At 30.2% G+C, this 25,545-nt stretch carries 13 protein-coding genes; all 13 read left to right on the top strand.

From position 1 onward, the window contains the following. Window positions 1–44 precede the first annotated feature (44 nt). The 13 genes from MHL31_RS05855 (at window position 45) to MHL31_RS05795 (ending at window position 25,535) form a co-directional block, all read left to right on the top strand. Window positions 45–3,296: a glycoside hydrolase family 2 TIM barrel-domain containing protein gene (locus MHL31_RS05855; protein ID WP_240228144.1), complete on the top strand. Its 3,252-nt coding sequence runs from the start codon at window positions 45–47 to the stop codon at window positions 3,294–3,296. A gap of 151 nt (window positions 3,297–3,447) precedes the next feature. Further along, window positions 3,448–4,848, top strand: a complete 1,401-nt coding sequence (locus MHL31_RS05850) for a sulfatase (protein WP_240228143.1) — start codon at window positions 3,448–3,450, stop codon at window positions 4,846–4,848. 6 nt (window positions 4,849–4,854) lie between these two features. Continuing rightward, window positions 4,855–5,721, top strand: coding sequence for a sialate O-acetylesterase (locus MHL31_RS05845; RefSeq protein WP_240228142.1), 867 nt, complete (start codon window positions 4,855–4,857; stop codon window positions 5,719–5,721). Beyond that, the gene (locus tag MHL31_RS05840) at window positions 5,718–7,220 is read left to right on the top strand and encodes a sulfatase (RefSeq protein ID WP_240228141.1); all 1,503 of its coding nucleotides are present in this window, start codon (window positions 5,718–5,720) and stop codon (window positions 7,218–7,220) included. Before MHL31_RS05845 ends, MHL31_RS05840 begins: the two co-directional genes overlap by 4 nt. 450 nt (window positions 7,221–7,670) lie before the next feature. Next, window positions 7,671–9,050: a sulfatase gene (locus MHL31_RS05835; RefSeq protein WP_240228140.1), complete on the top strand. Its 1,380-nt coding sequence runs from the start codon at window positions 7,671–7,673 to the stop codon at window positions 9,048–9,050. A 17-nt stretch (window positions 9,051–9,067) separates the two neighbouring features. After that, window positions 9,068–10,492 (top strand): arylsulfatase, encoded by a 1,425-nt coding sequence (locus tag MHL31_RS05830; protein ID WP_240228139.1) that lies wholly within the window; start codon window positions 9,068–9,070, stop codon window positions 10,490–10,492. Window positions 10,493–10,505: 13 nt separating this feature from the next. Then, window positions 10,506–12,020, top strand: a complete 1,515-nt coding sequence (locus MHL31_RS05825) for a sulfatase (protein WP_240228138.1) — start codon at window positions 10,506–10,508, stop codon at window positions 12,018–12,020. A gap of 7 nt (window positions 12,021–12,027) precedes the next feature. Further along, entirely contained in the window at window positions 12,028–14,367 is a 2,340-nt protein-coding gene (locus MHL31_RS05820; RefSeq protein WP_240228137.1) for a glycoside hydrolase family 2 TIM barrel-domain containing protein, read from the top strand. 10 nt (window positions 14,368–14,377) lie between these two features. After that, window positions 14,378–16,804: a glycoside hydrolase family 2 TIM barrel-domain containing protein gene (locus MHL31_RS05815; RefSeq protein ID WP_240228136.1), complete on the top strand. Its 2,427-nt coding sequence runs from the start codon at window positions 14,378–14,380 to the stop codon at window positions 16,802–16,804. 267 nt (window positions 16,805–17,071) lie between these two features. Further along, complete coding sequence (locus MHL31_RS05810; RefSeq protein WP_240228135.1) at window positions 17,072–18,937, top strand: right-handed parallel beta-helix repeat-containing protein; 1,866 nt, start codon at window positions 17,072–17,074, stop codon at window positions 18,935–18,937. Between the two features lie 35 nt (window positions 18,938–18,972). Continuing rightward, a complete protein-coding gene (locus MHL31_RS05805; RefSeq protein ID WP_240228134.1) occupies window positions 18,973–22,059 on the top strand; it encodes a TonB-dependent receptor in 3,087 nt (1,028 codons plus the stop codon). Between the two features lie 16 nt (window positions 22,060–22,075). After that, window positions 22,076–23,830 (top strand): RagB/SusD family nutrient uptake outer membrane protein, encoded by a 1,755-nt coding sequence (locus tag MHL31_RS05800; protein ID WP_240228133.1) that lies wholly within the window; start codon window positions 22,076–22,078, stop codon window positions 23,828–23,830. Between the two features lie 19 nt (window positions 23,831–23,849). Then, window positions 23,850–25,535, top strand: coding sequence for a SwmB domain-containing protein (locus MHL31_RS05795; protein ID WP_240228132.1), 1,686 nt, complete (start codon window positions 23,850–23,852; stop codon window positions 25,533–25,535). The last annotated feature ends 10 nt before the right edge of the window (window positions 25,536–25,545 follow it).

Below are 25,545 nucleotides of genomic sequence, written 5' to 3'. Positions count from 1 at the left end.
AGGAAATAAAAAAGATATTAATTTGATGAATTAAATATAAAAAAATGAAAATAAAATTTCTGATTCTTAGTTTTGTAGCTATCCTAGGCATCCAAAACACTTTTTCTCAAAACGATTGGGAAAACGAATTAATGTTCGAACAAAATAAAATGCGTTCACGTGTTCCAACCTATTCATTTAAATCTCATAAAGATGCTTTAGAAGGAAATAGAAACAATTCTAGAATGAAATCCTTAAACGGTACTTGGAAATTTAACTACGTTGGAAAATCTTCTGATAGACCTCAAGATTTTATTGCAAAAGATTTTAATGGAGATTCAAAAGATTGGAAAGATATTCCTGTACCTTCAAACTGGGAGTTAGAAGGATTTGGGCAACCAATTTACTCGAATATCATTTACCCTTTTACACCTGATATTTTTAATGGAGGAACTAGAAATTTTAATTATATGGGACCACATCCTCCACAATTTCCATATGTAGAAAAATATAGAGACAATCCTGTAGGAAGTTATTATAGAGATTTTACAATTCCAGAAGATTGGAATAATCAATCAATAATTCTTCATTTTGGAGGAGTTTCTTCTGCTTTTTATGTATGGGTAAATGGTGAAAAAGTAGGGTATAGCCAAGGAAGTAGATTGGCTGCTGAATTTGATATTACAGAATATATTTCTGAAGGAAAAAATAGAGTAGCTGTACAAGCATTTAGATGGAGTGATGGAAGTTATTTAGAAGATCAAGATATGTGGCGTTTAAGTGGTATTCATAGAGATGTAATGCTATTAGCACAACCAAAAATTGCTTTAAACGACTTTTTTGTAAGAACTAAATTTGATGCTAATCTAGAAAATGCCAAATTAGAAATTCGTCCAATTATGTGGGTAAAAGGAGATGAAGAAAAATTGGAAGATTGGAAATTAAAAGCAGAACTATACGATGCAAATAATAAAAAAGTATTAGAAAAACCAATGGTTGCTTCAATAGAAGCTATTCATTTTGAACGTTGGCCACAACGCGATATTACAAAATTTGCTTTTTTAGAAGCAAATATTAAAAATCCAAACAAATGGTCTTCAGAAAATCCATATTTATACACTTTAGTAATTGACGTTACCGACCCAAATGGAAATGTAATTGAATCTAGAAGTCAAAAAGTTGGGTTTAGAAAAATTGCTTTTAGTGATGAAAATGAATTATTAGTAAATGGAAAACCTGTGAAAATTAAGGGTGTAAATCGTCACGATCATAGTCCAACAAAAGGAAAAGCATTGACAAGAGAAGATTTAGAAAAGGATATAAAATTATTAAAACAATTTAATTTTAATGCTGTGCGTACTTCTCACTATCCTAATGATCCTTATTTTTATGAATTATGTGATAAATATGGACTATATGTAATGGATGAAGCTAATATTGAAACACACCATTTAGGTAGTTATGCACCACAACAACCAAGTTTAGCAATCCCCATATTAAGTAGAATTATGCGAATGGTTGATAGAGATAAAAACTTTCCTTGTATTATTTCTTGGTCTATGGGTAACGAGGCTGGCTCTGGTCCTGCTTTTGCTGCTGCTGCTGGCTGGATTAGAGATTACGACCCGTCTCGCTTTATTCATTATGAAGGTGCTCAAGGAGATCCTACTGATCCAGATTATAAAGAAGGAGAAGAAGGACAAAATGTATTCAGAGGCCCTGCGCACGCAAATCCAGATGACCCAGATTATGTTGATGTATTGAGCAGAATGTATCCTGAAATTTATCAATTAAAAGCAATGTCTGAAAGTAAACATATTGATAGACCAATTGTTATGTGCGAGTATGCACACGCAATGGGTAATTCTATTGGTGGTTTAGGTGAATATTGGGATTTAATAAATTCTAAACCTAATCTTATAGGTGGTTTTATTTGGGATATGATAGATCAAGGCATAGAAACAACAAATGATAAAGGGGAAAAATATTATGCGTATGGAGGTGATTTTGGAGATATTCCAAACGATAAAAACTTTTGTATTAATGGTGTTTTTTCACCAGATAGAAAACCAAATCCACACGCGTGGGAATGTAAATATATTTTTCAACCTTTTAATTTTAAAAATTCAGATGTAAAGAATGGGGAAGTTTTAGCAATCAATCATTTAAACTTTACTAATTTGAATAAATATGAAGTTAGATGGACACTTTCTGAAAATGGAAAACAATTACAAACTGGTATTTTAAAAAATGTAGACGTAAAAGCTACAACTACTGCAACTTTAAATATTCCATTTAAAAAAGTAAAATTTAAAGATGATGCCGAATATTGGATTAAAATTAGTGTTCACGAAAAAGTAGATCGTTTTTGGGCTTCAAAAGGTTACGAGGTTGCAAAAGATCAAATTCTATTAAAAGCTAGAAGTTTTTCTAATGAATATGTTTCAACTTCTAAATCTTCAATTTCTTCAACAGAAGTTAACAATGAAATAGTGATTGCAGGTAAACGTTTTTCTGCAAAAGTTTCTAAAACAAATGGAGAATTAATTTCATTCATAAAAAATGGAACTGAACAAATAGTTTCACCTTTAAAACCAAACTTTTTTCGCCCTCCAATAGACAATGATTTAAGAGGTGCAAGTAGCAAAATGTTTAGAGAGTCTAGAAAGTATTGGGAGTTTTTAGGCGATAAATTAAAAACTACCTCAGTAGTAAGTTCATCAAACAAAACTAATGAAATTGTTATTCTTGTTAAAAAAGAATTTAATAATGAAGTTAAATTAGAGATTAGTTATAGATTTTTAAGTGATGGACGTATTGTGGTGAAAATGGATATGGATGCTAAAGAATCTTTACCAGGCCTTGTTAGATTTGGTATGACAATGGGAGTTTCTAAGAGTTATAAAAACACAACTTTTTACGGAAAAGGTCCTTGGGAAAATTATATTGATAGAAAACGAGGTGCTGAAGTTGATGAGTTTAGTTTTAAAACTGACGATTTATTTTACAATTATATATTTCCGCAAGAAAACGGAAATAGAAGTGATGTGAGATGGTTAAAATTAGCTACTTCAAATAAAGCTAAAACAGGATTGTCTATTAAAGGTTCTCCAGAATTTGGATTCTCTATTTGGCCATATTCAGCAGATAATATTGTAAAAGCAAAACATCCATTTGATTTAGAAAAACAAGGCTTTTATACCTTAAATTTAGATTTAATTCAAATGAGTGTTAATGGAACTTTATCTGAAACTTTACCTCAGTTTATAATTCATTCAGGAAACTATACTTTTGAATTTATAATTAGTAACTTATAATTTTAGTATCAATATAACACAGTTTATATTTTAATAGATAAATTTAAGATATCAGTAGATTTTTATTTATAGTGACATATTTGAAACTATGAACTACATTTTATTTAAAAGATATAGTGTTATTTGGTATTATAATTGTAAAAAGGTAATAATGAAAAAATATTTAATTGTACTGATTTTATTAGTGAATGTTTTTGTTGGTTTAGCACAAGAAAAACCAAATGTATTATTAATCATGGTAGATGATATGAATGATTGGGTGGGAGCGTTTGAAGGAAATCAACAAGCAATTACACCTAATATTGATAAATTAGCCGAAAAGAGTATTGTTTTTAAAAATTCTTATTGTTCAGCAGCATTGTGTAACCCTTCAAGAACAAGCATGTTAACAGGTTACAATCCTTCAACAACAGGGGTTTATGGGAATAATGAAGTTTTTAGAGAAATGGAAGGTTTTGAAAATACGATTACTTTACCACAATACTTTGAACAAAATGGTTATAGTACAGCTGCTGCAGGTAAAATATTTCATAATGCTAGAGGGGGTAAAGAAGAACCAAAACATGGAAGTGATCCAGGGTCATTTCAAGTAGAACGTATTGGAAATGCTGGTACAGTTTATCCAGATGCTAAATATAGACATTCACATGGCTTAAATTTAAAAGAGTATGGAGTTAAAGGATCGTTCTTAAGATCTTTTGATTGGTATGGCACTGATACAAAAGATGAAGAAAATAACGATTGGAAATCAGCTGAGTTTTGTGCAGATTATATAAATCAAGAACATGAAAAACCATTTTTTGTAGCTTGTGGTATTTTTAAACCTCATTTACCGTGGTATGCTCCAAAAAAATATTTTGATCTTTATAATTTAGATGAAATTCAATTGCCAGAAGTTTTAGAAAATGATTTAGCGGATGTCGGTAGAATGGGGAATAATATGGCAAAAAAAGGTGTTCATAAGGCTGTTTTAGATGCTAATAAATGGAAAGAAGCTGTTAGAGCCTATTTAGCAAATATTTCTTTTGCAGATGCTTGTATAGGAGAGTTATTAAATTCATTAAATAAAAGTCCTTACGCAACAAATACAATTGTTGTTTTAATGGGCGATCACGGTTGGCATTTAGGAGAAAAAGAACATTGGTCTAAAAATGTACTCTGGGAACGAGCAGCTAAAACCCCATTATTAATTTTTGATCCAAGAAATAAAGAATCTGGTGTAAGTACTAAAATTGTATCTTTAATAGATGTTTACCCTACTTTAATTGATTTATGTGGGTTACCAGTTAAAGATGATTTAGATGGTAAAAGTATTAAAACATTACTAAATAATCCAAATAACAAATGGAATGAAGTAGCGCTGACTTCTAAAGCAGTAGGCATGCATTCTTTAAGAAGTGAACACTATAGATATACGGTTTATCCAGATGGTTTTGAAGAATTATATAACCATACCATTGATCCAAATGAATGGACAAATATTGCGAATGATAAAGCAAATGAAGTGATACTTCAACGTTTTAGAAAAATATTGAAGAAAAAATTAAAATAGTAACTAATGAAATATTTAATATTTTTAGTACTTATCACCCTTAATAGTTTTTCACAAAATAAAGATGTTTATGTTGTTTTATTAGCAGGACAAAGTAATATGGCCGGTCATGGAAATTATGAAATTTTAGATAATTCAGTAAAAGCAAGAATTGAAAAAGTAGCAGATAGAGTATTGCTAAGTACTTCGGACAACCCTAAAATAGCACCAAAACCACTTTCATATTATACTGTAGAATCTGAAAAATACGATTTTAATAAGCATTTTGGTCCAGAAATATTTATAGGCTTAACATTGGCTGAAGCAAATCCAAATCAAGAATATTTATTAATAAAAAAGGCTGTTGGAGGAACATCATTATATGGTGCTTGGAGCGCAAATTGGATTGAAGATAAAGCTGATTTTGCAGAACGTGGATCTAGAAAACAACAACAATTATTTCAAGCTCATTTACAATTAATTGATAATAACTTAAAAAGGTTGATTTTAGAAGGTAAATCATATAAGATTTTAGGTTTGGTTTGGATGCAAGGAGAAAGCGATACCAACAAAGAAATTACAGCTTTAAGCTACAAAGAGAATCTTAAAAAATTAATAAGTGGGTATAGAAAACATTTAAATATAGATAATTTACCATTTGTAATTGGGCAAGTAAATCCCTTACCAAGAAAATTTAAAGCAGGACCTATATTGGTTAGAAAAGCGATGGAACAAGTTGCTAATTCAGATAATGTTATTGAAATTGTAAAGACTTCAACAGATAAAAACTGGAATGATTTTCCAAAACATTCCGATAATTTACATTACAATACTGAAGGTCAAAAACGTTTAGGAATTGCTTTTGCAAATAAAGTAATAAAGTTAAATAAATGAAAAAAATATTTCTTTTAATGATATTCATTCTTGGAATGTTCCAAATATCAGCACAAAAAAAACCTAATATAATATTTATAGCTATTGATGATATTAATGATTGGGTGGGACCTTTAGAAGGAAATAAACAAGCTATTACTCCTAATATGGATAATTTTATAGAAGAAGCAATGGTGTTTAAAAATGCAGTTTGTGCGGCTCCTATTTGTGGGCCTTCTCGTTCAGCAATATTGTCTGGGTTTTTACCTAGTACTTCAGGTGTTTATGGAAACTCTCAAAATATGATTTATTCTGATATTGTTAAAAAGAATGCAACGCTTCCAGAATATTTTTCAAAAAATGGATATTATACGTTAGCAAATGGAAAAATATTTCATAAACACGGTGCTGAATTTGGAACCGATTTTGGGCATTGGGCTTTTGATGAATTTGCACGAGCTCGTAGATATGAGAAAGATCCGGTTAATAAGAAAAGATATACAGCTTCAAAAGCTGGAATTATAAATGGAGAAAAAAAACCAGAATATAAAAGCAAAAAAAGCAAATTAAGTTGGGGACCAACTATAGATTCTTTTGAAGAAACTGTAGATTATAAAGTGGCAGATTGGGCCTGTAATCAATTAAAAAGAGATTTTGATAGACCTTTTTTTATGGGAGTTGGTTTTATAAAACCGCATTTACCTTGGATAGTACCACAAGAATTTTTTGATATGTACGATGTTAATAAAATTATACCTCCCATAGTTCCTGAAGATGATTTAGATGATATTTTGAAACCTAATGGAGAAAAAGCTTTTCAACCAACAGGAGAGTATAAATGGATTAAAAAGCATGGGTTGGAGAAAGAAGCAACAAGAGCTTATTTGGCTAATATTTCATATGTTGACGCTTGTTTGGGAGTTGTAATGGAGGCTTTGGAAGAGAGCGGATATGCAGATAATACCATTGTGATTATATGGGGAGATCACGGTTGGCATTTAGGTGAAAAACAGCGGTACCTTAAAAATACAACATTTTTAGAAGCTGTTAGAACACCACTATTTATTCGTTTACCTGGAATGAAAAAAGCTGAAGTTGTTGATCAAAATGTAAGTTTAATAGATTTGTATCCTACCTTAGTTTCGTTATGTGGTTTGCCTGAGAAAGCAAACATTGATGGACATGATTTTTCTACAATATTAAAGAATCCAAACTCAAATTGGGATTACCCTGGTATAACAATTACTTCTGAAGGAACTTCAATATTAAAAGGAAAATGGCATTATATGGTCAGTTTAAAAGGAACTGAGCAATTGTATAATATCGAAAAAGATCCAATGGAATGGGAAAATTTAATTTTAAATAAAAATTATAAATCTGTGTTAAAAGAGTTGAAAAAATGGGTGCCTAAAAAACGCCAAATACCTAATAAAACTCATTTTGATAAGCAGAAAAATTATGTAGATGCAGAAGCTGATCCAACAATTAAAGCAACAAGAAATTTAGAAAATCTAAACTAATCATATTAATAAAAGTTATTGAAGAGGTTCTAAATAAGAAATTATAAGTAATTATTTTAGTTTTGTTATGTTAAGTTGTTGAAATAAAAGGGTTTTTGTTTCGAATAATCTAAAGTTGGTTTAATTTCAAAATGCTATTATTTATATTAGAGTTAAGAAAACTTAAAAAGTAACTCCTCCATTATCTTGTGCCTATCATAATTTGTATACTAATATTCTAAAATATAAAGAGTCTTTTTATTATATATGTAATTTATATCATATTTCTTAAAGATAAATTTTAAATATCATCAGGTAGTTTTTTACTATAATTTAAAGGTATTTACTAATAAATTTACAGTTAAATACATTTTCTAAACTAATAGAAACATATTAATTAAGATATAGAGGCACTTTTACGTTGTTGAAAATGTATAACAGATTTAAGAAAATAATACAGATAGATAACTTATGATTTCAAAAAAAACAATCTTAAACGTATTTGTAGCTTTTGTTGCAATGCTATTTATAACTTGTAAAGACCAAGGTGAACAACAAGTTTCAACTGATAAAAAAAATAGAAAACCAAATATTGTTTTGTTATTTGTAGATGATTGGGGTTGGGCAGATGTTGGTTATAGGAATCCGCTTTTTGAAACACCAAATATTGATCAATTAAAAAGAGATGGATTAGATTTTAATAGAGCTTACATTCCTACACCAACTTGTAGCCCTAGTAGAGCAGCAATATTAACAGGTAAAGAGTCTGTTAGAATGGAGATGCCTCGTCATATTTCGGGTAATCCAGAAGTAGAAAAGTATAATTTGTGGCCAAAAGACCCCGTTCAAATGCCTTCAATAAATTATCTGCCTTTAGAAGAGGTAACCTATGCAGAACGTTTAAAAGAATATGGATATTACAACGCGTTTATTGGAAAATGGCATTTAGGTCATCAAGCTCATTTTCCAGATAAGCAAGGTTTTGATGAAGTTTACGGAACCACTAATGCAGGGCATCCTAAAAATTATTATTATCCATTTTTTAAGCCAGAAGATGATCCAAAAGGATTCTTAAAATCGGGATTGAAAGAAGGAGATTATTTAACCGAAGTGCTTACTAATAAGGCTACAGATTTTATTAAGAATTACGATAAACAAGACCCTTTTATGTTGTCTTTTTGGTATTATACCGTTCACGGTCCTTCAATTGGTAAAAAACAATTATTAAAAAAATACCAAGATAAGGGAATGGAAGGAAAGTATGCACATCATGGAGCAATGGTTGAAACGTTAGACAAATCAGTAGGAGAGGTTAGAAAAGCTTTAGAAGAAAAGGGAATTGCTGATAATACTGTAATTATTTTAATTTCAGACCAAGGTGGAGCGTATTCTAATGCTCCTCTAAGTGGAGGTAAAAAAGGTGGTAATACTTTAGGTGAAGGTGGGGCACGTGTTCCTTTTATAGTATTTTATCCCGGAGTTACAAAAGCTAAAAGTGTAACTGAAATACCTGTACAATCTATTGATTTATATCCAACTATAATGGAGATAGCTTCAGGTGAAAAGTTTGATGGAGAAGGTATTCAAGGGAAAAGTTTAATGCCAATTATTAAAGAACAAAAATTTGAAAGTCGTAAGTTATTTTTCTTTAGAAGTTATGAAGATCAGTATGCAGCTGTAATTGATGGAGATTGGAAACTGATTAAATATCATAGTGGGAAATTTCAATTATTTAATGTTACTAAAGATATAAGTGAAAAGAATGATTTAATAGGAAAAGGTTTAGAAATTGAAGAAACATTAAAAATTGCTATTGCTAATTGGGAAAAAGAAGCTGTTCCAGTGTACTAAACAAAAACAAATATAAAATGAAATTATTTAAGCAGTTATTAATTGTCTTTACCGGAGTTATTCTGTTAATTTCTTGTAATAAGAATGAAGCAAAAAAAGAGATTAAACAAGTTAATACTTCCCAAAAAGCTAAGAAATTAAGTAAACCTAATATTGTTTTTTTATTAGCTGATGATATGGGGTATGGTGAATTAGGTGCTTACGGACAACAAACTATAAAAACCCCTTTTTTAGATGATTTGGCTAGTAAAGGTTTACGGTTTACAGACTTTTATGCTGGTACTTCAGTTTGTTCACCTTCTAGAGCTGTGTTAATGACAGGAAAACATACTGGACATGCAAGTATAAGAGGAAATAAAGGGAATATAAACAATAAATGGGATAGAGTTCCACTTAAAAAATCTGAAATTATAATTCCTGAAATGTTAAAAGAAGCAGGGTACCAATCAGCAATGATTGGTAAATGGCATTTAGGTGTGCCAGAAGATGTAAGTACTTGGGCTAAAGGAAGAGGTTTTGATTATGCTGTTCAAGAACAATGGGGAGAAGATAAAAATGGGAATGAGATAGATGAACGTGTTCATTGGGTAAATAATAATCAAGATTCTATTTTTTATAATTATAATGATTACTCTTGTTTAGATGAGTTTAGAACCAATTTTGCATTAGATTATTTAGATAATAAAGATGAAGATAAACCATTCTTTTTATACATGTCTTACAGAATTCCACATGCACATGAATACTTTTTAAGTAAAAATGATTTATATCTAGATAAAATTGAAGAGTGGCCTGAGATAGAAAGACGTCATGCTGCCCGTATAACAATGTTAGATACTCAAATTAAACGTTTATTCTCTAAGTTAGAAGAAAGAGGAGAATTAGAAAATACAATAATTATTTATTCAAGTGATAACGGACCTACTAATGAGAATCATCACGATTATCGATTTTTTAATAGCTCAGGAAATTTAAATGGATATAAAAGAGATGTTTATGAAGGTGGTGTTCGTGTACCAATGATTGCTTATTGGAAAGATAAAATTAAACCAGGCGAGTCTAACCATCCATCAACGTTTTACGATATTATGCCAACTCTAGCAGAAATTGCAGGAATAGAAGCTCCAAAACAAACAGATGGTATTTCAATAGTACCTGAGTTGTTTGGAAAACCACAAAAAAAACATGATTATTTATATTGGGAAATTCAAGAAGGTAAAAGTGTTAAAGGCTTCCGTCAGGCTACTCGTTTTGGAAAATGGAAAGCTGTAAGATATGGAGACAATTATCATACAGAAATTTACGATTTAGAAAAAGATTTATACGAGCAAAACGATATTTCTAATGCCCATCCAGAAATTGTTAGAAAAGCAAATGAGATTTTAAGAAAAGCGAGTGTTAAAGATGAACACTGGCCTTATTCAGGAGGCGTTTTTAAATAAAAAACAGATTTAAATGAAAAATATAATAGTCTATCCTTTCTTGTTATTTTTAGCCATAAACTTAACAAGTTGTAAATCAAAAGAAGAGGAAAGTGTTGAAGTTAAAAAACCAAATATTATTTGGATTATGGCCGAAGATATGAGTACCGATTTAGAGTGTTATGGAATGCCCGCCGTAAAAACTCCAAATCTAAATAAAATGGCAGCAGAAGGTGTTAAGTTCAATAATTGTTTTGTAACCAATTCTATTTGTTCTCCAAGTAGATCTGCAATGATGATTGGTACACATCAAGTAAAAACAAATTCACACAACCATAGAAGTAATAGAGATGTTCCTTTAGATAGCCAATTTACACCATTTACTCAAAAATTAAGAGAGGCTGGATATACTACTATTTTGGGAAATCAATCAGTAATGAAAAAAGGTAGAAAGATTGATGTGAATTTTAAGCATGAACCAATAGGGGAATGGGATGGAAAAACAAAATTTGGACTGTTTGATAAATACGATACAATTAAAAAATCTGATGAACCATTTTTTGCTCAAATTCAATTAGTTGTAACTCATAGAGGCGAATGGTGGAATGAGGTTCGTGAGAAATCTGTCCACCCAGTAAATCCAAATGATGTAGTGTTACCTGAATATTATGCAGATGATCCTGCTATTAGATTAGATTGGGCTAAATATTTAGATCAAGTAGAATATATGGATAATGAAGTAGGAATGATTTTTAAAGAATTAGAAGATAAAGGGCTAGCAGATAATACAATTGTTATTTTTATTGGAGATAATGGGCGTTGTAATATTAAAGGAAAAGGATATTTACACGATGCAGGGTTGAGAATCCCTTATATTATTCATTATCCAAAAGGTTTAGAAGGAGGTCAAGTAAGAGATGATGTTGTGAGTTCAACCGATATTACTGCTACTATTTTAGATTTTGCAGGTGTTGAAATTCCAGATTATATGAGTGGTAAACCTATGTTTTCAAATGATTTTGAGCGTGAGTATGTGTATGCTGCACGTGATTTATGGGATGAAATTCCAGAGAAAATGAGAGCAATTACTTCAAACGAATGGAAATATATTAGAAACGATAAACCAGAAATACCTTTTGATGCACATCAAGCTTATTTAGAGTTTTATCGCCCAGCAGTACATATAATGAGAGGTCTAAAAAAAGAAGGAAAATTAAATAAAAATCAAAGTTTCTTTTTTGAAGATTCAAAACCTTCTGAAGAATTATATAATTTGAAAAATGACCCTCAAGAACTAGTGAATTTAGCTAATAAGCCAAAATATGCTTCAGTTTTAAAAATGATGAGAGCAAAAACAAAAGCTTATGATGAAGAGTTTAAACCAGTAAGTGATATTTACGAACCAAAATCAGTACAAAACACGGTTGATTTAGTAGAATGGATTAAAACCGAAAAACCTGAGGTTTATAAGAAAATGCAACAAGGTGTTGAAGTTGGTTTTAAGAAGTATGGTGCTGAATATAAAAAAATTAAAAAACAAATAAAATAATATATAGATGAGAATTGTTAAATTAATTGGAATTTTATTTTTTACAGTAGTTGCTTTACAATCTTGTAAAAAAGGTACAACACATAAAATAAGTATAAATTCAGATTGGAAATTTAAATTATTGAGTGACTCCAATCTTAATGAAGATAAAATGCATTCAATTGAGTTTGATGACTCAAGTTGGCAACAAGTTAGTTTGCCGCACACAGCAAATATTGAACCACTTGTTGTAAATAACCAATGGCAAGGAATTTGTTGGTATCGTAAAGTTTTTGATGTTCCAAAAAATGAATCGGATAAGAAGGTGTTTTTAGAATTAGAAGCAGCTATGAACTATTCTAAAATATGGATAAATGGATTAGAGGTTTCATCGCATCATGGAGGATATTTACCAGTAGTAGTTGATATTACAAATTATTTAAAAAGTGGTGATAAAAATGTAATTGCTGTTAGATTGGATAATACCGATAATTTGGTAACTGGTCCTAAACCATTAAAAAGATTAGACTTTAATATGTATGGAGGTTTGTATAGAAACGCTTGGTTAACAGTAAAAAACAACGTATATATTTCAAACCCAATTGTAGCAAACAAAGTAGCAGGTGGTGGTATTTTTATTACATATCCAAAAGTTTCTAAAGAAGAATCTACTATAAATGTAAAAACTCATATTGTAAATGAAGATAGAAACGCTAGTAATTTAGAATTAAAACATGCTGTTTATTATAAAAATGAATTGGTTAAAGAAGTGACTTCATCTGATGTTTCAATTATGGCAGAATCAGATGTTGAATTAGAAGAACAAATATCCATTGTAAATGCAAAACTTTGGTCTCCAAAAGATCCAAATTTATACCATTTAGAAACTTCAGTTTTAATAAATGGAGATATTGTAGATAAAAAAACTACGCGTTTTGGAATTAGAGAATTTACTTTTAAAAACGATGAGTTATATATAAATGGTGAAAAAACATTTTTAAGAGGTGTAAATCGCCATCAAGAATATCCTTTTATAGGTTATGCTTTATCTGACAATGCCCAATATAGAGATGCTAAAAAAATTAAAGATGGAGGTTTCAATTACATAAGATTATCTCACTACCCACATTCACCGGCATTTATGGATGCTTGTGATGAATTAGGAATAGTTGTAATTAATGCAATTATGGGGTGGCAGTTTTATAATGATACCGATTCTTTTAGAGACTACTGTTATAAATCTGCTACAAATTTAATTCGTAGAGATAGAAATAGACCGAGTGTTTTAGCTTGGGAAGTTTCTTTGAACGAAACAAAAATGCCTATCTTTTTTATGGAAGAACTCAACAAAATTGTACATGCAGAGTATCCAGGAGAACACGTATACTCTTGTGGATGGATGGATGATGTTTATGATATTTATTTGCAAGCGCGCCAACATAGAATTTTACATCCACATGATTTAAAAGAGAATCAGCCATATTCAGTTTCAGAATATGGAGATTGGGAATATTATTCTAAAAATGCTGGTTTAAATCAAGATAACTTACCAAATGAATTAAGAGATGAAATGAGTAGTAGACAACCACGTGCAAATGGTGAGGTTGGTTTATTACAACAAGCATATAATGTTCAAGAAGCTCATAACGATAATTTAAATACAAAAGCTTATTCAGATAGTTACTGGGTAATGTATGATTATAATCGTGGATACCATGATGATATAGAATACTCTGGCTTAATGGATATTTTTAGATTACCCAAATTTGGATATTATTTTTATCAAAGTCAGAGAACCGTTAAAGATGGTGTAGTTTTAAAACTTGCAACATATTGGAACGAAAAATCACCTATTGATGTAAAAGTGTATTCAAACTGTGATGAAGTAAAATTATTTTTAAATGATAAATTAATTGCAACGCAACAACCAGATTCAGATAAGAATACAACCAATTTAAATCATCCACCATTTACCTTTAATGTTGGTTCTTTTGAAGCAGGAACCCTAAAAGCAGAAGGATTTATTAATGGTAAAAAAGTTGCAGAAGATATAGTAATCACACCCAAAAAAGCAACAAGTTTAAAAGTTTGGTTGGACGAAAGTGGCAAAGCCCCAGAAGCTGGAGTAAATGATGTATTATTTTTATACATTGCTGCGGTTGATGAAAACGGAACTATAGTTCCTGATTTTTCAGAAGAAGTTGAATTAAACTTTGGTGAAAATATAGAAGTGATGAACGTTGGGAAAGTTACAGCTGAAGCAGGTATTGCAACAGCATTGATTAGAATTGGAGCTAAAATAGGGAAAACAAAAGTATCGGTAAAATCAAGAGATTTATTAGGTGAATTAGAGTTAAATATTGAATAATATATTTAAAATGAGTTTTAAAAAAATAAACAATTTAATTCTTTTTATTTTATTATCGGTTAACATAACTGCACAGATTAAACCTGGTTTGGATGTGCGAATAAAAAAAAACTTCAATAAAAATTGGAAATTTATATTAGACGATGCTATAGAATTTAGTAATGAGGATTTTAATGATGCTAATTGGCGAAATATTGATTTACCGCATGATTGGAGTGTTGAATATGAGTTTAGTAAAGAAAATTCAGGAAGGAATGCTTGGCTGCCAGGAGGAATAGGTTGGTATAGAAAAGAATTTAATCTACCCGATAATTACAAAAATAAGCATGTTGAAATTCAATTTGACGGTGCTTATAGACACTCTCAAGTTTGGATTAACGGAGAACATGTTGGAATTCAATATGATGGGTATACAAGTTTTTATTTTGATATTTCACCCTATTTAAAGTTTGGAGAAAAGAATGTTATAGCGGTAAAAGTAGATAATTCTATACAACCAAATTGTAGATGGTACTCAGGATCTGGTATTTATAGAAATACATGGTTGTTAATTTCAGATAAATTACATGTTGCTAATTGGGGTACTTATATTACAACACCAAAAGTGTCAAAGGAAAAAGCAATTGTAAATATTGAAACTACTGTTGAAAATTTTAGAGGAAATGTAGATTTCATTTTGCAAACTACCATATATAATTCAAAAGGTGAAAATGTAGGTTTTACTGAAACAGAAGTTAATGCCAGGCTCTTGAAAAAATACACTTTTGAGCAACAAATAACAATTGATTCACCAAGCTTATGGAGCGATAGAACTCCTAATATGTACATTGCAATTACTCAACTAGTAGTTGATACAAGAGTAGTAGATGATTATAAATCAAATTTTGGTATTCGTAGCATTCGCTTTGATGCAGAAAAAGGGTTCTTTTTAAATGGTGAAAACATAAAAATGAAAGGTGTTTGTCTACATCATGATGCTGGAGTTTTAGGTGCTGCTGTGCCTATTGAAGTTTGGGAACGAAGATTAAAAATTTTAAAGGGTATTGGGTGTAATGCTATTAGAACAGCTCACAATCCAGCTGCTCCAGAATTTATGGATTTATGTGATGAAATGGGGTTCTTAGTAATGAATGAATTTGTAGATAAATGGTATGATAATGTACCTTGGAACACAAAGAAAAGTAGTTTTTTTAACCCAAATGGTTTTGGTGATCCTTATTTTTATCTTGAATGGCAGAAAAATTATCAGCAAACTATTTTTAGAGATAGAAATCATCCAAGTGTTATTATTTGGAGTGTAGGAAATGAAAACCATAGTCCAGGAGATAATCGACAAAATTATGGATTAAAAAAATATGCAAGTTTTGTTAGAACTCTAGATCCAACACGCCCGGTGATATCTGGAATGGAAAGAGGAAAAGATGGAGATCCTGTAAAAAAAGTAAATGATATTATTGAAAGTTGTTCCTATATGGATTTAATAGCTTTAAATTATGGAGAACAATGGTGTAAAGAAATAGGAAGTCGTACACTTGGAAAACTATATATAAGTACTGAAAGTTATGTGTACTTTAATAGTACACCTGAAAAAAGATTTGCTAATATAGAAAAATCACCTTGGTTAGATGTTTTGAAGAATGACTTTAATATGGGGTTGTTTTTGTGGTCTGGTATTGATTATTTAGGAGAATCTAAAAAATACCCAAAACTTGGCTCTGACAGTGGTTTACTCGATTTAGCAGGTTTTAGAAAAGAAGTTTCGTATCTATATGAAGCCTTTTGGTCTGAAAAACCTATAGTTAGAATAGCGGTTTATGAAGGTGATGCTGACGATTTTTCCACATCTGGACGTTGGGGTGTACCACCAATGAATGCAACTTGGAATTTTGAAAAAGGAAAAGCTTACGATTTAGTAACTTATACAAATTGTGATTCAGTAGATTTATATTTAAACGGAAAGAAATTAGGGAATAAAAAATTATCGGAAATTGATAATTTTATTATGAAGTGGAGAGCTATTAATTATCAGCCAGGTTCTATAAAAGCAGTAGGAATTATTAATGGAAAAGAAGTATGTGAATTTGTTTTAAATACAGCAGGTAAACCTCATCATTTTAATTTTAATATCTATAAAAAAGAAGGGTTGAAAAGAGGAGATATTGTACAGGTTGAGGTTGAAGTAGTAGATGAAAAAGAAAATTTAATAAGCCATAAAGAAACTGTATTAAACTTTCATATTGAAGGTGGTGGAGAAATAATTGGTATTTCAAACGGAAGTATAAATGATACAACTGATAACTTTAATACTACTTCAAGATTCACTAAAAAAGGAAAATGTTTAGTAATTATTAAGATTATGAATTCTGTTGATAATAATGTAAAATTAAAAGTGTCTTCAAAAACTGTAGAACAGGAAGTGGTTATTAAACTGAACTAATTTTCTAAGATAAAATACTTATATAAAAAGGTAATTAAGAACTTGTTTTAGGTTTTTTGTTACTTTTTTTGTTTAAAATTTAAAATAATAATAGTTTTCTTTGAGTTTATTATACTGTAAATCAATTAATTATACTTGTGAGTACATTTTATTTACTCTTTAAGACACCTTAGTGTTATTAAATTTCAAATTTTATACTATAAATTAAAAATAACATAAGCTTAACTATAAAAAATGATAAGGTATAAATTAACATCTAAACTTTTAATGATTACTATACTATTAGTAACGGGTTTTTTACTTGCAAGTAATACACAAATAGTAAAAGCAACACCAGTATATTTTAGTGTAGCAATTTCCGACGATGCAACTCCAGCAGTGGTTGCCAGAATATTGGAAGCTAAAGAAAGGCCAATTTCTGAAATAACTTTTGAAAAAGGAACTTATCATTTTTATCCTGATAAAGGTTATGAAAAATTCTGTTATATTTCTAATCATGGAGATTTAATGGTAAAAACACCATTTCCAATTTTTGATTTTAAAAATTTAACAATAAATGGTAATGGTTCGACCTTTATATTTCATGGTGTAATAATTCCTTTTTTAATTGACAATAGTTCAAATATTACTGTAAAAAATGTTTCAATAGATTGGAATGAGGCATTTCATAGCGAGGGACTTATTGTTGCAAATGATAAAGAAAATAAAACTTTTGATATGCAAATATCAGATGAGTATCCTTATGATATAAGAAATGGTGAAATATTTTTTATAAAAGAATACTACGAACATAGTTTAGGGCAATCTATTTTATATGATCCAGATAGAAAAGCTATTGCTTTTGAGACAGAAAAATATACCAATATTTCAACAAAATCAAAGACTTCAATTACTAATAATATTGATAAAATTAAGTACAAATATGAGGTCGATACTAAAGATTTAATTATAAGAAATATTGGCTGGGAGAATAGAGCTAAAGTAGAACAGTTAAAACCTGGGTTAGTTCGAGTTTACGGGCATAAAAAAGAACTACCTCCAGTTGGAATGATTTTAACAATGAAAGGAAGTCAAGGTTATAATCGCGTTTCTCCAGCTTTTAGAGTTACACAAACTAAAGGATTTAATGCACAGAATGTAAATGTACACCATGCTGGAGGTATGGGGATTATTGCTGAAAATTCTTCAGATTTAATATTAGATAATTTCAATGTAACCCCTTCAAAAGGACGTATGGTTTCAACAACAGCCGATGCTACTCACTTTGTAGGTTGTAGAGGGAAAGTAGTATTAAAAAACTGTACTTTTCAAAATCAATTAGATGATGCTTCAAATGTACATGGTACCTATCAAATAATTGTAGATATTATAGATGAATATAGAATTGGAGTAAGAATGGGGCACCATCAACAACAAGGGTTTGTAATAGGGCAGGTGAATGATAATTTAGGTTTTGTACGTTTAAGTGATTCTTTCGATCCTTATAGTAAAGCAACAATTAAAAATATACAATATTTAAATGGAAGGTATCAAATAATTACATTTGATGAGAAACTTCCTACATATTTAAAAACAGGAGATTTAGTAGAAAATTTAGATGCATATCCAGAATTTACTGTAGAGAATTGTAATATAAGTAATAACAGAGCTAGGGGGTTGCTAATTTCTACACCTAAAAAAACTGTGATTAAGGATAGCTATTTTAGTACTGAAATGGAAGCTATTTTAATTCCTGTTGAAAGTAGTAGCTGGTACGAGTCTGGAAGCGTCAAAGATTTAGTGATTGAAAATAATACTTTTCAAGATTGCCAACATAGTGGTTTTAATAGAGGAGTTATTCGTTTTGATACCGATGATGATAATCAAAATATAGCATTTAAAAATATTGAAATTACTAATAATAAATTCAATCATTTCGACAATTTAATTTTACAAATTATAAATACCGATGGTTTATTATTTAAAGGTAATTCAATTATAAACTCAGGTAATTTTCCAATGTTATACCCAGAAAATCCAGCAATTAAAATAGAACATTCAAAAAATATAAAATTTCAAAAGAATAAATATAAAGGAAAAGCAAATGTTATATTAAAAGCTGATGAAAAATTACAGAGTTTAAAATTTAGATAAAATTAATTAATACAAACCAAACCAAAGTTAATCAAATGAAAAACAAAAGATTATTTATTTCAAACAAAGTAAGAGGTAGTATACTTTCTGCTGTATTTGTGTTTTTGTTTACCATAAGTTTACAAGCGCAAGAAATTACAGTTCAAGGGGTTGTTACTGCTGTTGAAGACGGATTTCCTATACCAGGTGTTACAGTACTTGTTAAAGGTACAAATACTGGAACTACTACTAATTTTGATGGACAATATTCCATTGTAGCAAAAAAAGGAGATATTTTAGTATTTAGTTTTGTTGGAATGACTCCTAAATCTATTAAAGTAGAAAAAAGTCAACTCAATATCTCAATGGCTTCAGATACTCAAAGTTTAGATGAGGTAGTTGTAATTGGATACGGTACTGTTTCTAAAAAAGAGTTAACAGGAGCAGTTTCTCAAATTAAAGCAGAAAATATAGAAGAATTTGTAGCATCAGATGTAGCATCAATGTTACAAGGTCAAGTTGCAGGTGTTAATATTACTAGTGCTTCGGGGGAACCTGGATCAGAATCAAGCATTCAAATTAGAGGTATTACTTCTTTAGGAGGCTCAAATACTCCTTTGTTTGTTGTTGACGGTATTCCACAACAAGGAGATCCAGGCTTAAGTGCTAACGAAATTGAAACTATTGATGTGTTAAAAGACGCCGCTTCTGCAGCAGTTTATGGAACAAGAGGTGCAGCGGGGGTTATTTTAATAACAACTAAAAAAGGAAAAGTAGGAAAAACAAATGTTAGTATTGATGCAAATTATGGGGTGCAACATTTAGGAGAAGATGTTCCTTTAATGAATACTAATGATAGAGTATATTTTGAAAATATGAGATATGCCTATACAGATTGGAATTATGAACCAGGACCAAGTAAAAATCCAGAATGGTTAAATAATGATAATAAATTTAGCGATTATGTATTGGTAGATAATGCAAGTACACAGCAATACTCTTTAAATGTTTCAGGAGGTACAGGAGATTTTTCATACAATGCTGTAGGTGGATTTTTTAATCAAGAAGGTGTATTGTTAAATTCAGGATATAAAAGATATAATGGACGTGCGACAACTTCATACAATGTAGATAAATGGAAAATTACTTCAAGTATTGCGTTTACTATACAAGATACTGAAAGAGCCAGTAATGGTTTAATTGTAAATGCACAACGTTATCCATCATATTACCCAGAAGTTGACCCTGATGCAAGTGAAGTTTTTACTGATGGTACAGGAGGTGTTACTACACCGTTAAATATACTAGTAAATAGTTTAAAGAGAAAAGATAATAGTAAAAGTGATCGTTTAAATACAAGTTTAAGTGTTACAAGAAAGTTAATGGACCAATTAAAACTTACATCAAACGTAGGAGGATCCACTACTAATTATTTAAGAAATATTTTTGTACCTCCTTATACGGTTACTAATGTTTTAGAGGGAACAAGTGAAGTAGATCCAACAAAAAGTTATGTACAAGCAACTACATCTAGAGCAACAACTTTTTCTTTTGATGTAGGGTTAGATTATAAAGAATCTTTTGGAAATCATACTGTAGGTGCTGTATTAAATGGTTCTGTTTATGAGAACAGTTATGAAACTTTTACAGCTTATAAACAAGGTGTAACAAATGAAAATGTAGAAGTGTTAAATGGGGCTACAATTAATCCTGATGCTTACTCAGGATTTAATTATAATACTAAAATATTAAGTTTTTTAGGAAGAATTCAATATGATTATAAAGGGAAGTATTTATTTTCTGGTGTTATTCGTAAAGATGGTTCTTCTAAATTTGGTGAAGCAAATCGTTGGGGTACATTTCCTTCAGTTTCTTTAGGTTGGAATGTTTCTGATGAAAACTTTTGGGAATCAATTAAGCCCATTGTAAATAATTTTAAAATTAGAGCTAGTTATGGTACTGTAGGTAATGAAAGTTTTCCTGCTTACGAATATTCAAGTAGTATTGAACAAGGAAGTGATTATATTTTTGATGAGTCTGATAACTATGTAAATTATGGCTCTTCTATAAAATCCTATGCTAATAGAGATGTTAAATGGGAAACTTCTGTTCAACAAAACCTTGGTTTTGATTTTTCTTTTCTTAAAAATAGTATAACGTTAACAGCAGATTATTATATAACCAATAAAGATGATATGTTGTTTCAAGTTGAATTACCTGGTTCTGCAGGAGCTTATTATGATCCAAGTATTACATTAAATGTTGGTGATATGAAAAATACAGGTTTAGAAATAGCTGCAGGATATCAAAAAACTTTTGGTAAACATAAGTTACAAGCAAATGCTGTTTTTGCAATGAATGATAACGAAATTACAAGTATGGAAGGTGATAGAAATTTAATCTATAACTCAAATTCTACATTAATTTCCGGAGATACTAATTCAATGGTTACAGTTTTAGCTGAAGGATATGAAGCAGGTGCTTTTTGGTTATATGAAACAGATGGAGTAATTCAAACCCAAGAGCAATTAGATGCATATAGAAAATATCCTTCAAAAATAAATGCAGATTTTGGAGATTTAATATATGTAGATCATAATGATGATGGAGATATAACTGTAGAAGATAGACATTATATGGGAAGTGGACAATCTGATTTTGAAATTGGATTTAATTTTAAATGGATTTATAATAATTTCGACTTTACAATGAATTGGTATGGTTCAAGTGGAGCAGAAATTATGAATGGTACAAAAGCAGCAACATATACGTACGCTACGCACGGAGATCTTGTAAATATGTGGACTCCAGAAAATCCAACATCAAATATTCCATTGTGGACAGGAGATTCTAAAAGTGGTCTACCTAATTTAGTTGCTACTACAGATTATTGGCTTGAGGATGGTGATTATATAAGATTGAAATTAGTTTCTATAGGGTATACAATTCCAAAAAAGAAATTAGAAAAATTAAATATTTCAAATTTTAGAATTTTTGTTTTGGCTCAAAATGCATTAACATTTACTAAATATGAGGGATATGATCCTGAAGTAGGAGGGTCTAACGTAGCTAGAAATGGAATGGATGTTTCAAGATATCCTTTAGCTTCATTATATAGTTTAGGTATTAAATTTAATTTTTAATAATAAAAATATTCACATGAAAAAACATATAATATATTTTATAAGTATAATTGCATTAACATTCTCAGTGCAATCTTGTTCAGATTATCTAGAAGAAGATAATCCAAATAATATATCAGCAGATATTTACTGGTCAAATTTAGAAGAAACAGATGCTAATTTAACCTCAGTATATGGAGCGATGTTAAATCACTTTATTTTATTCTATAATGTTGAATCTTGGAGAAGTGATATAGCATATCCAAAATTTAGAACAAGTCCTTTAGGTACAGGACAACCTTGGTATTATAAAACATTTAGTAATACAAATAAAGAAGTTAGTCAAAGATGGGATGCTATGTACCAAGTTATTTTTAGAGCAAATCAAGTAATTGAAGGGCTAAATAATATGGATGAAGAGTATAAGAGTGATGCTAGATGGACAGAGCAAATGGGGCAAGCCCGATTTTTTAGAGGTTTAGTTCATTTTTACTTGCATTCAAGTTATAATGAAGGTAAAATTGTAATTAGAGAATCTGTACCTGGAAATGCTGAGGAATTTTCAAAGCCAGTATCTTCATCTGAAGAAGTAATTGCTTTTTTTAGAGAAGATTTACAATATGCATATGAAAATTTACCAGCTCAGTTTGAGCAAAAATCAAGAGTTACAGCGGGTACAGCAGCAACTATTTTAGGAAAAAGTTACCTATACACTGAAGAATATGAAAAAGCAAAAGAATATTTAAGTGATGTTATAAATAATGGAGCTTATGGTTATAGATTGTTAGAAGGAGATGAAGTTAACTTGTTATTTACGTCAGCTGGAGATTATAATGATGAATCTATTTTTGAATTAAATTATTCAGCTGTACAGCAAACAGAAGAAACACAATGGGACGAAGAAAGTTTCTTTACAAGATGGGCTAGATATACTGCACCAACTGGAATTATACAAGGTGCAAGTGAATTTGTTCCAGCAGCTTGGCTTACATATGAATATTCAACGGAACCTTTAGATTCTCAAGACAACCGTAATTATGTAGATGATGGGGCAGGGGGGCTTAAATTAAGAGATATTCCATTAAGAGGAGCGCAAATGATAGCTGTTGTAAACGATAATCAATCTGAATACTACAAATATGCTGCGGCTAATCAAGTGGCAGGGTTTACAAATACAATATTTTCGAATTTTAAAAAATTCACAAATCATGACATTGTAACAAAAGAAGCTGAAGTAGGCGATTCACCATGGAAATCAGGAAAAAATGTTGTTGTTAATCGCTTAGCAGATGTTTATTTAATGTATGCAGAATGTTTAATTAAAACAGGAGATATTGACGGAGCTTTAAAATATATTAATAAAATTCGTCAACGTTGGGGGTTAGTATTACTAGGTGAAGATGATGGATCGGGACATGATTTTAATGGTATAACTTATACAGAAGAAACTTTAATGGAACAACTAATGTTTGTTGAACGTCCATTAGAACTAGCTTGTGAAGGTTTTGATACTAGAACAATAGATTTGAGAAGATGGGGAGTTACAAAACAACGTTTTGAAGATTTAGCAGCTTTAGATTTTAATTTAATTGATTATTCTTATACAACTGAAGAAGGAACTACAGCTAAACGGGCAGCAAGTTTACTTCAATTAGGTTTAAGTGAAGATCCTTCTAATAATAAAATAACAATTAAAGAATATGTGCAGGCTGCGGCCAATTATAATGAAGGTTTACACGGATATTTACCGCTTCCTTTAACTGAAGTATTAAATAATTCAAACGTAAATTAACTAATTTAAAATCAATAAAATGAAAAAAATATTAATCATATCACTATTATTTTTAACCTTAGGCTTTACTATAGGTTGCGAAGATGATTATGAAGCACCTTTCGGAGATTATTCAAGTTTTTCTTGGTATACTGGTGATGGAGTAGCAGCAAATTTTGATCTTACAGAGAAACAAATAAACATAGATAATTATATTGCTTTTTACGATGTTTCACAAAATGCAATAAGTCATAAATGGACAATCCCAGCTTCTTGTAATTTTTTAAATAAAGAGATTACAGATAAAGATTCAATTTATACACCTTTTATAATTCCGGGAACTGAATCAGCTGAAGATTTAGCAAATGTGCTTTTTGTTGAGCCTGGTATTCAAGAAGTAGTTCTTACAAATGTTTTTAAAGATTCTGTAGCAAATTCTTCAAAACTTTCAGATGGTTCATGGGAAATTGAACAAAAATTTACAGTAGATGTTTTTGCTAATCCAAATCCTGCTTGTGAAATTTTTAAATACGATTATTCAGATCCGTTAAACCCAACATTGGTAAAGGTATTAACATTAACACAGGATCAAATACCTTCAGAAGAAGAAATTGATTCTTGGCAAACAGTATCTATTGAAGCAGGTCAAGATTTAATGTATGTAGATAAATCAACTGAAGGAAGACCAACAGGAACAAAATGGTATCTTGACGGAGGAAAACCAGAAACAAGTGGAGGTGATACTGCAGTTGTAAAATATAATAAGCTTGGAGAATTTACAAGTTATATGGAATCCATTAGAGCTGGTGAAGAAGTTCCTAAAAAAACAATATCAAAAATAATTCCTTTAAAAATTGAAGTATTACCATCTACAGCACCGTTTGTAAGAACAGGTAAAGTTAGTATTACAGATAATGTAATTTCTTTTAGCGTTACTGGAGAAGTAGCTGCTTTGGTACAACAAGAAGATTTTTTTACAGTACATGTAACTAATGAAACAGCTGGTTTTGACCAAAATATTGCTGTAAGCTCAGCTAAAATTAATTCAGAAGATGCTACTATTATAGAATTAACATTAGCAGAACCAGTTTATAATACAGATACTATAACACTTGCTTATTCTGGAGGAAATATAGTTTCAGTAGATTCTAGAGTGTTAGATGACTTTGAGCCAACTATAGTTACTATGGACTTAGGAAGTAATGTGTTAGTAGAATCGTGGGCTGGATTTGAAAATGCTTCTTCTTCAGGAAATACAACTAGAAAAGCAGATTGTGATGGTTATTGGGTTGGAGCTGCTAATGATAATTTAGGATTGCCATTTTATAGAACTACTGATAAATTTTATGAAGGTGAAGCATCTATGAAATATGAAAGCGCAGACGGAGTGGTAACTGTAGCGTTACAAGGATCAGATTTTTCTAAACCTAATGGAATAGAAGCAGGTACTTACAGAGTATCTTATATGGTTTACCTTGAGCCAGGTAATACTATGAAAACATTCACTAACATTATTCAAAAACCTAGTCAAGAAATAGTTTGGGATATTGAAAATTTACCTCGTGGTGAATGGATTGAAATTAGTCAAGATATCACAACTGCAGCTATTGCATCGGGAACAAGATTTGATTTAAAAGTTGTAGTATCTAATAATTCAGATGCTGTAGGATTGCAAAAAATGTATTTTGATAATTTAAGTTGGGTGAAATTAATTCCTAGATCATAAATACAAGAAA

It is taken from the genome of Lutibacter sp. A80 (assembly GCF_022429645.1).
In the GTDB taxonomy this organism is placed as follows: Bacteria; Bacteroidota; Bacteroidia; order Flavobacteriales; family Flavobacteriaceae; genus Lutibacter.
Note: the sequence above shows the minus strand (reverse complement) of the source record. Positions and strands in the feature narration are given on the sequence as shown.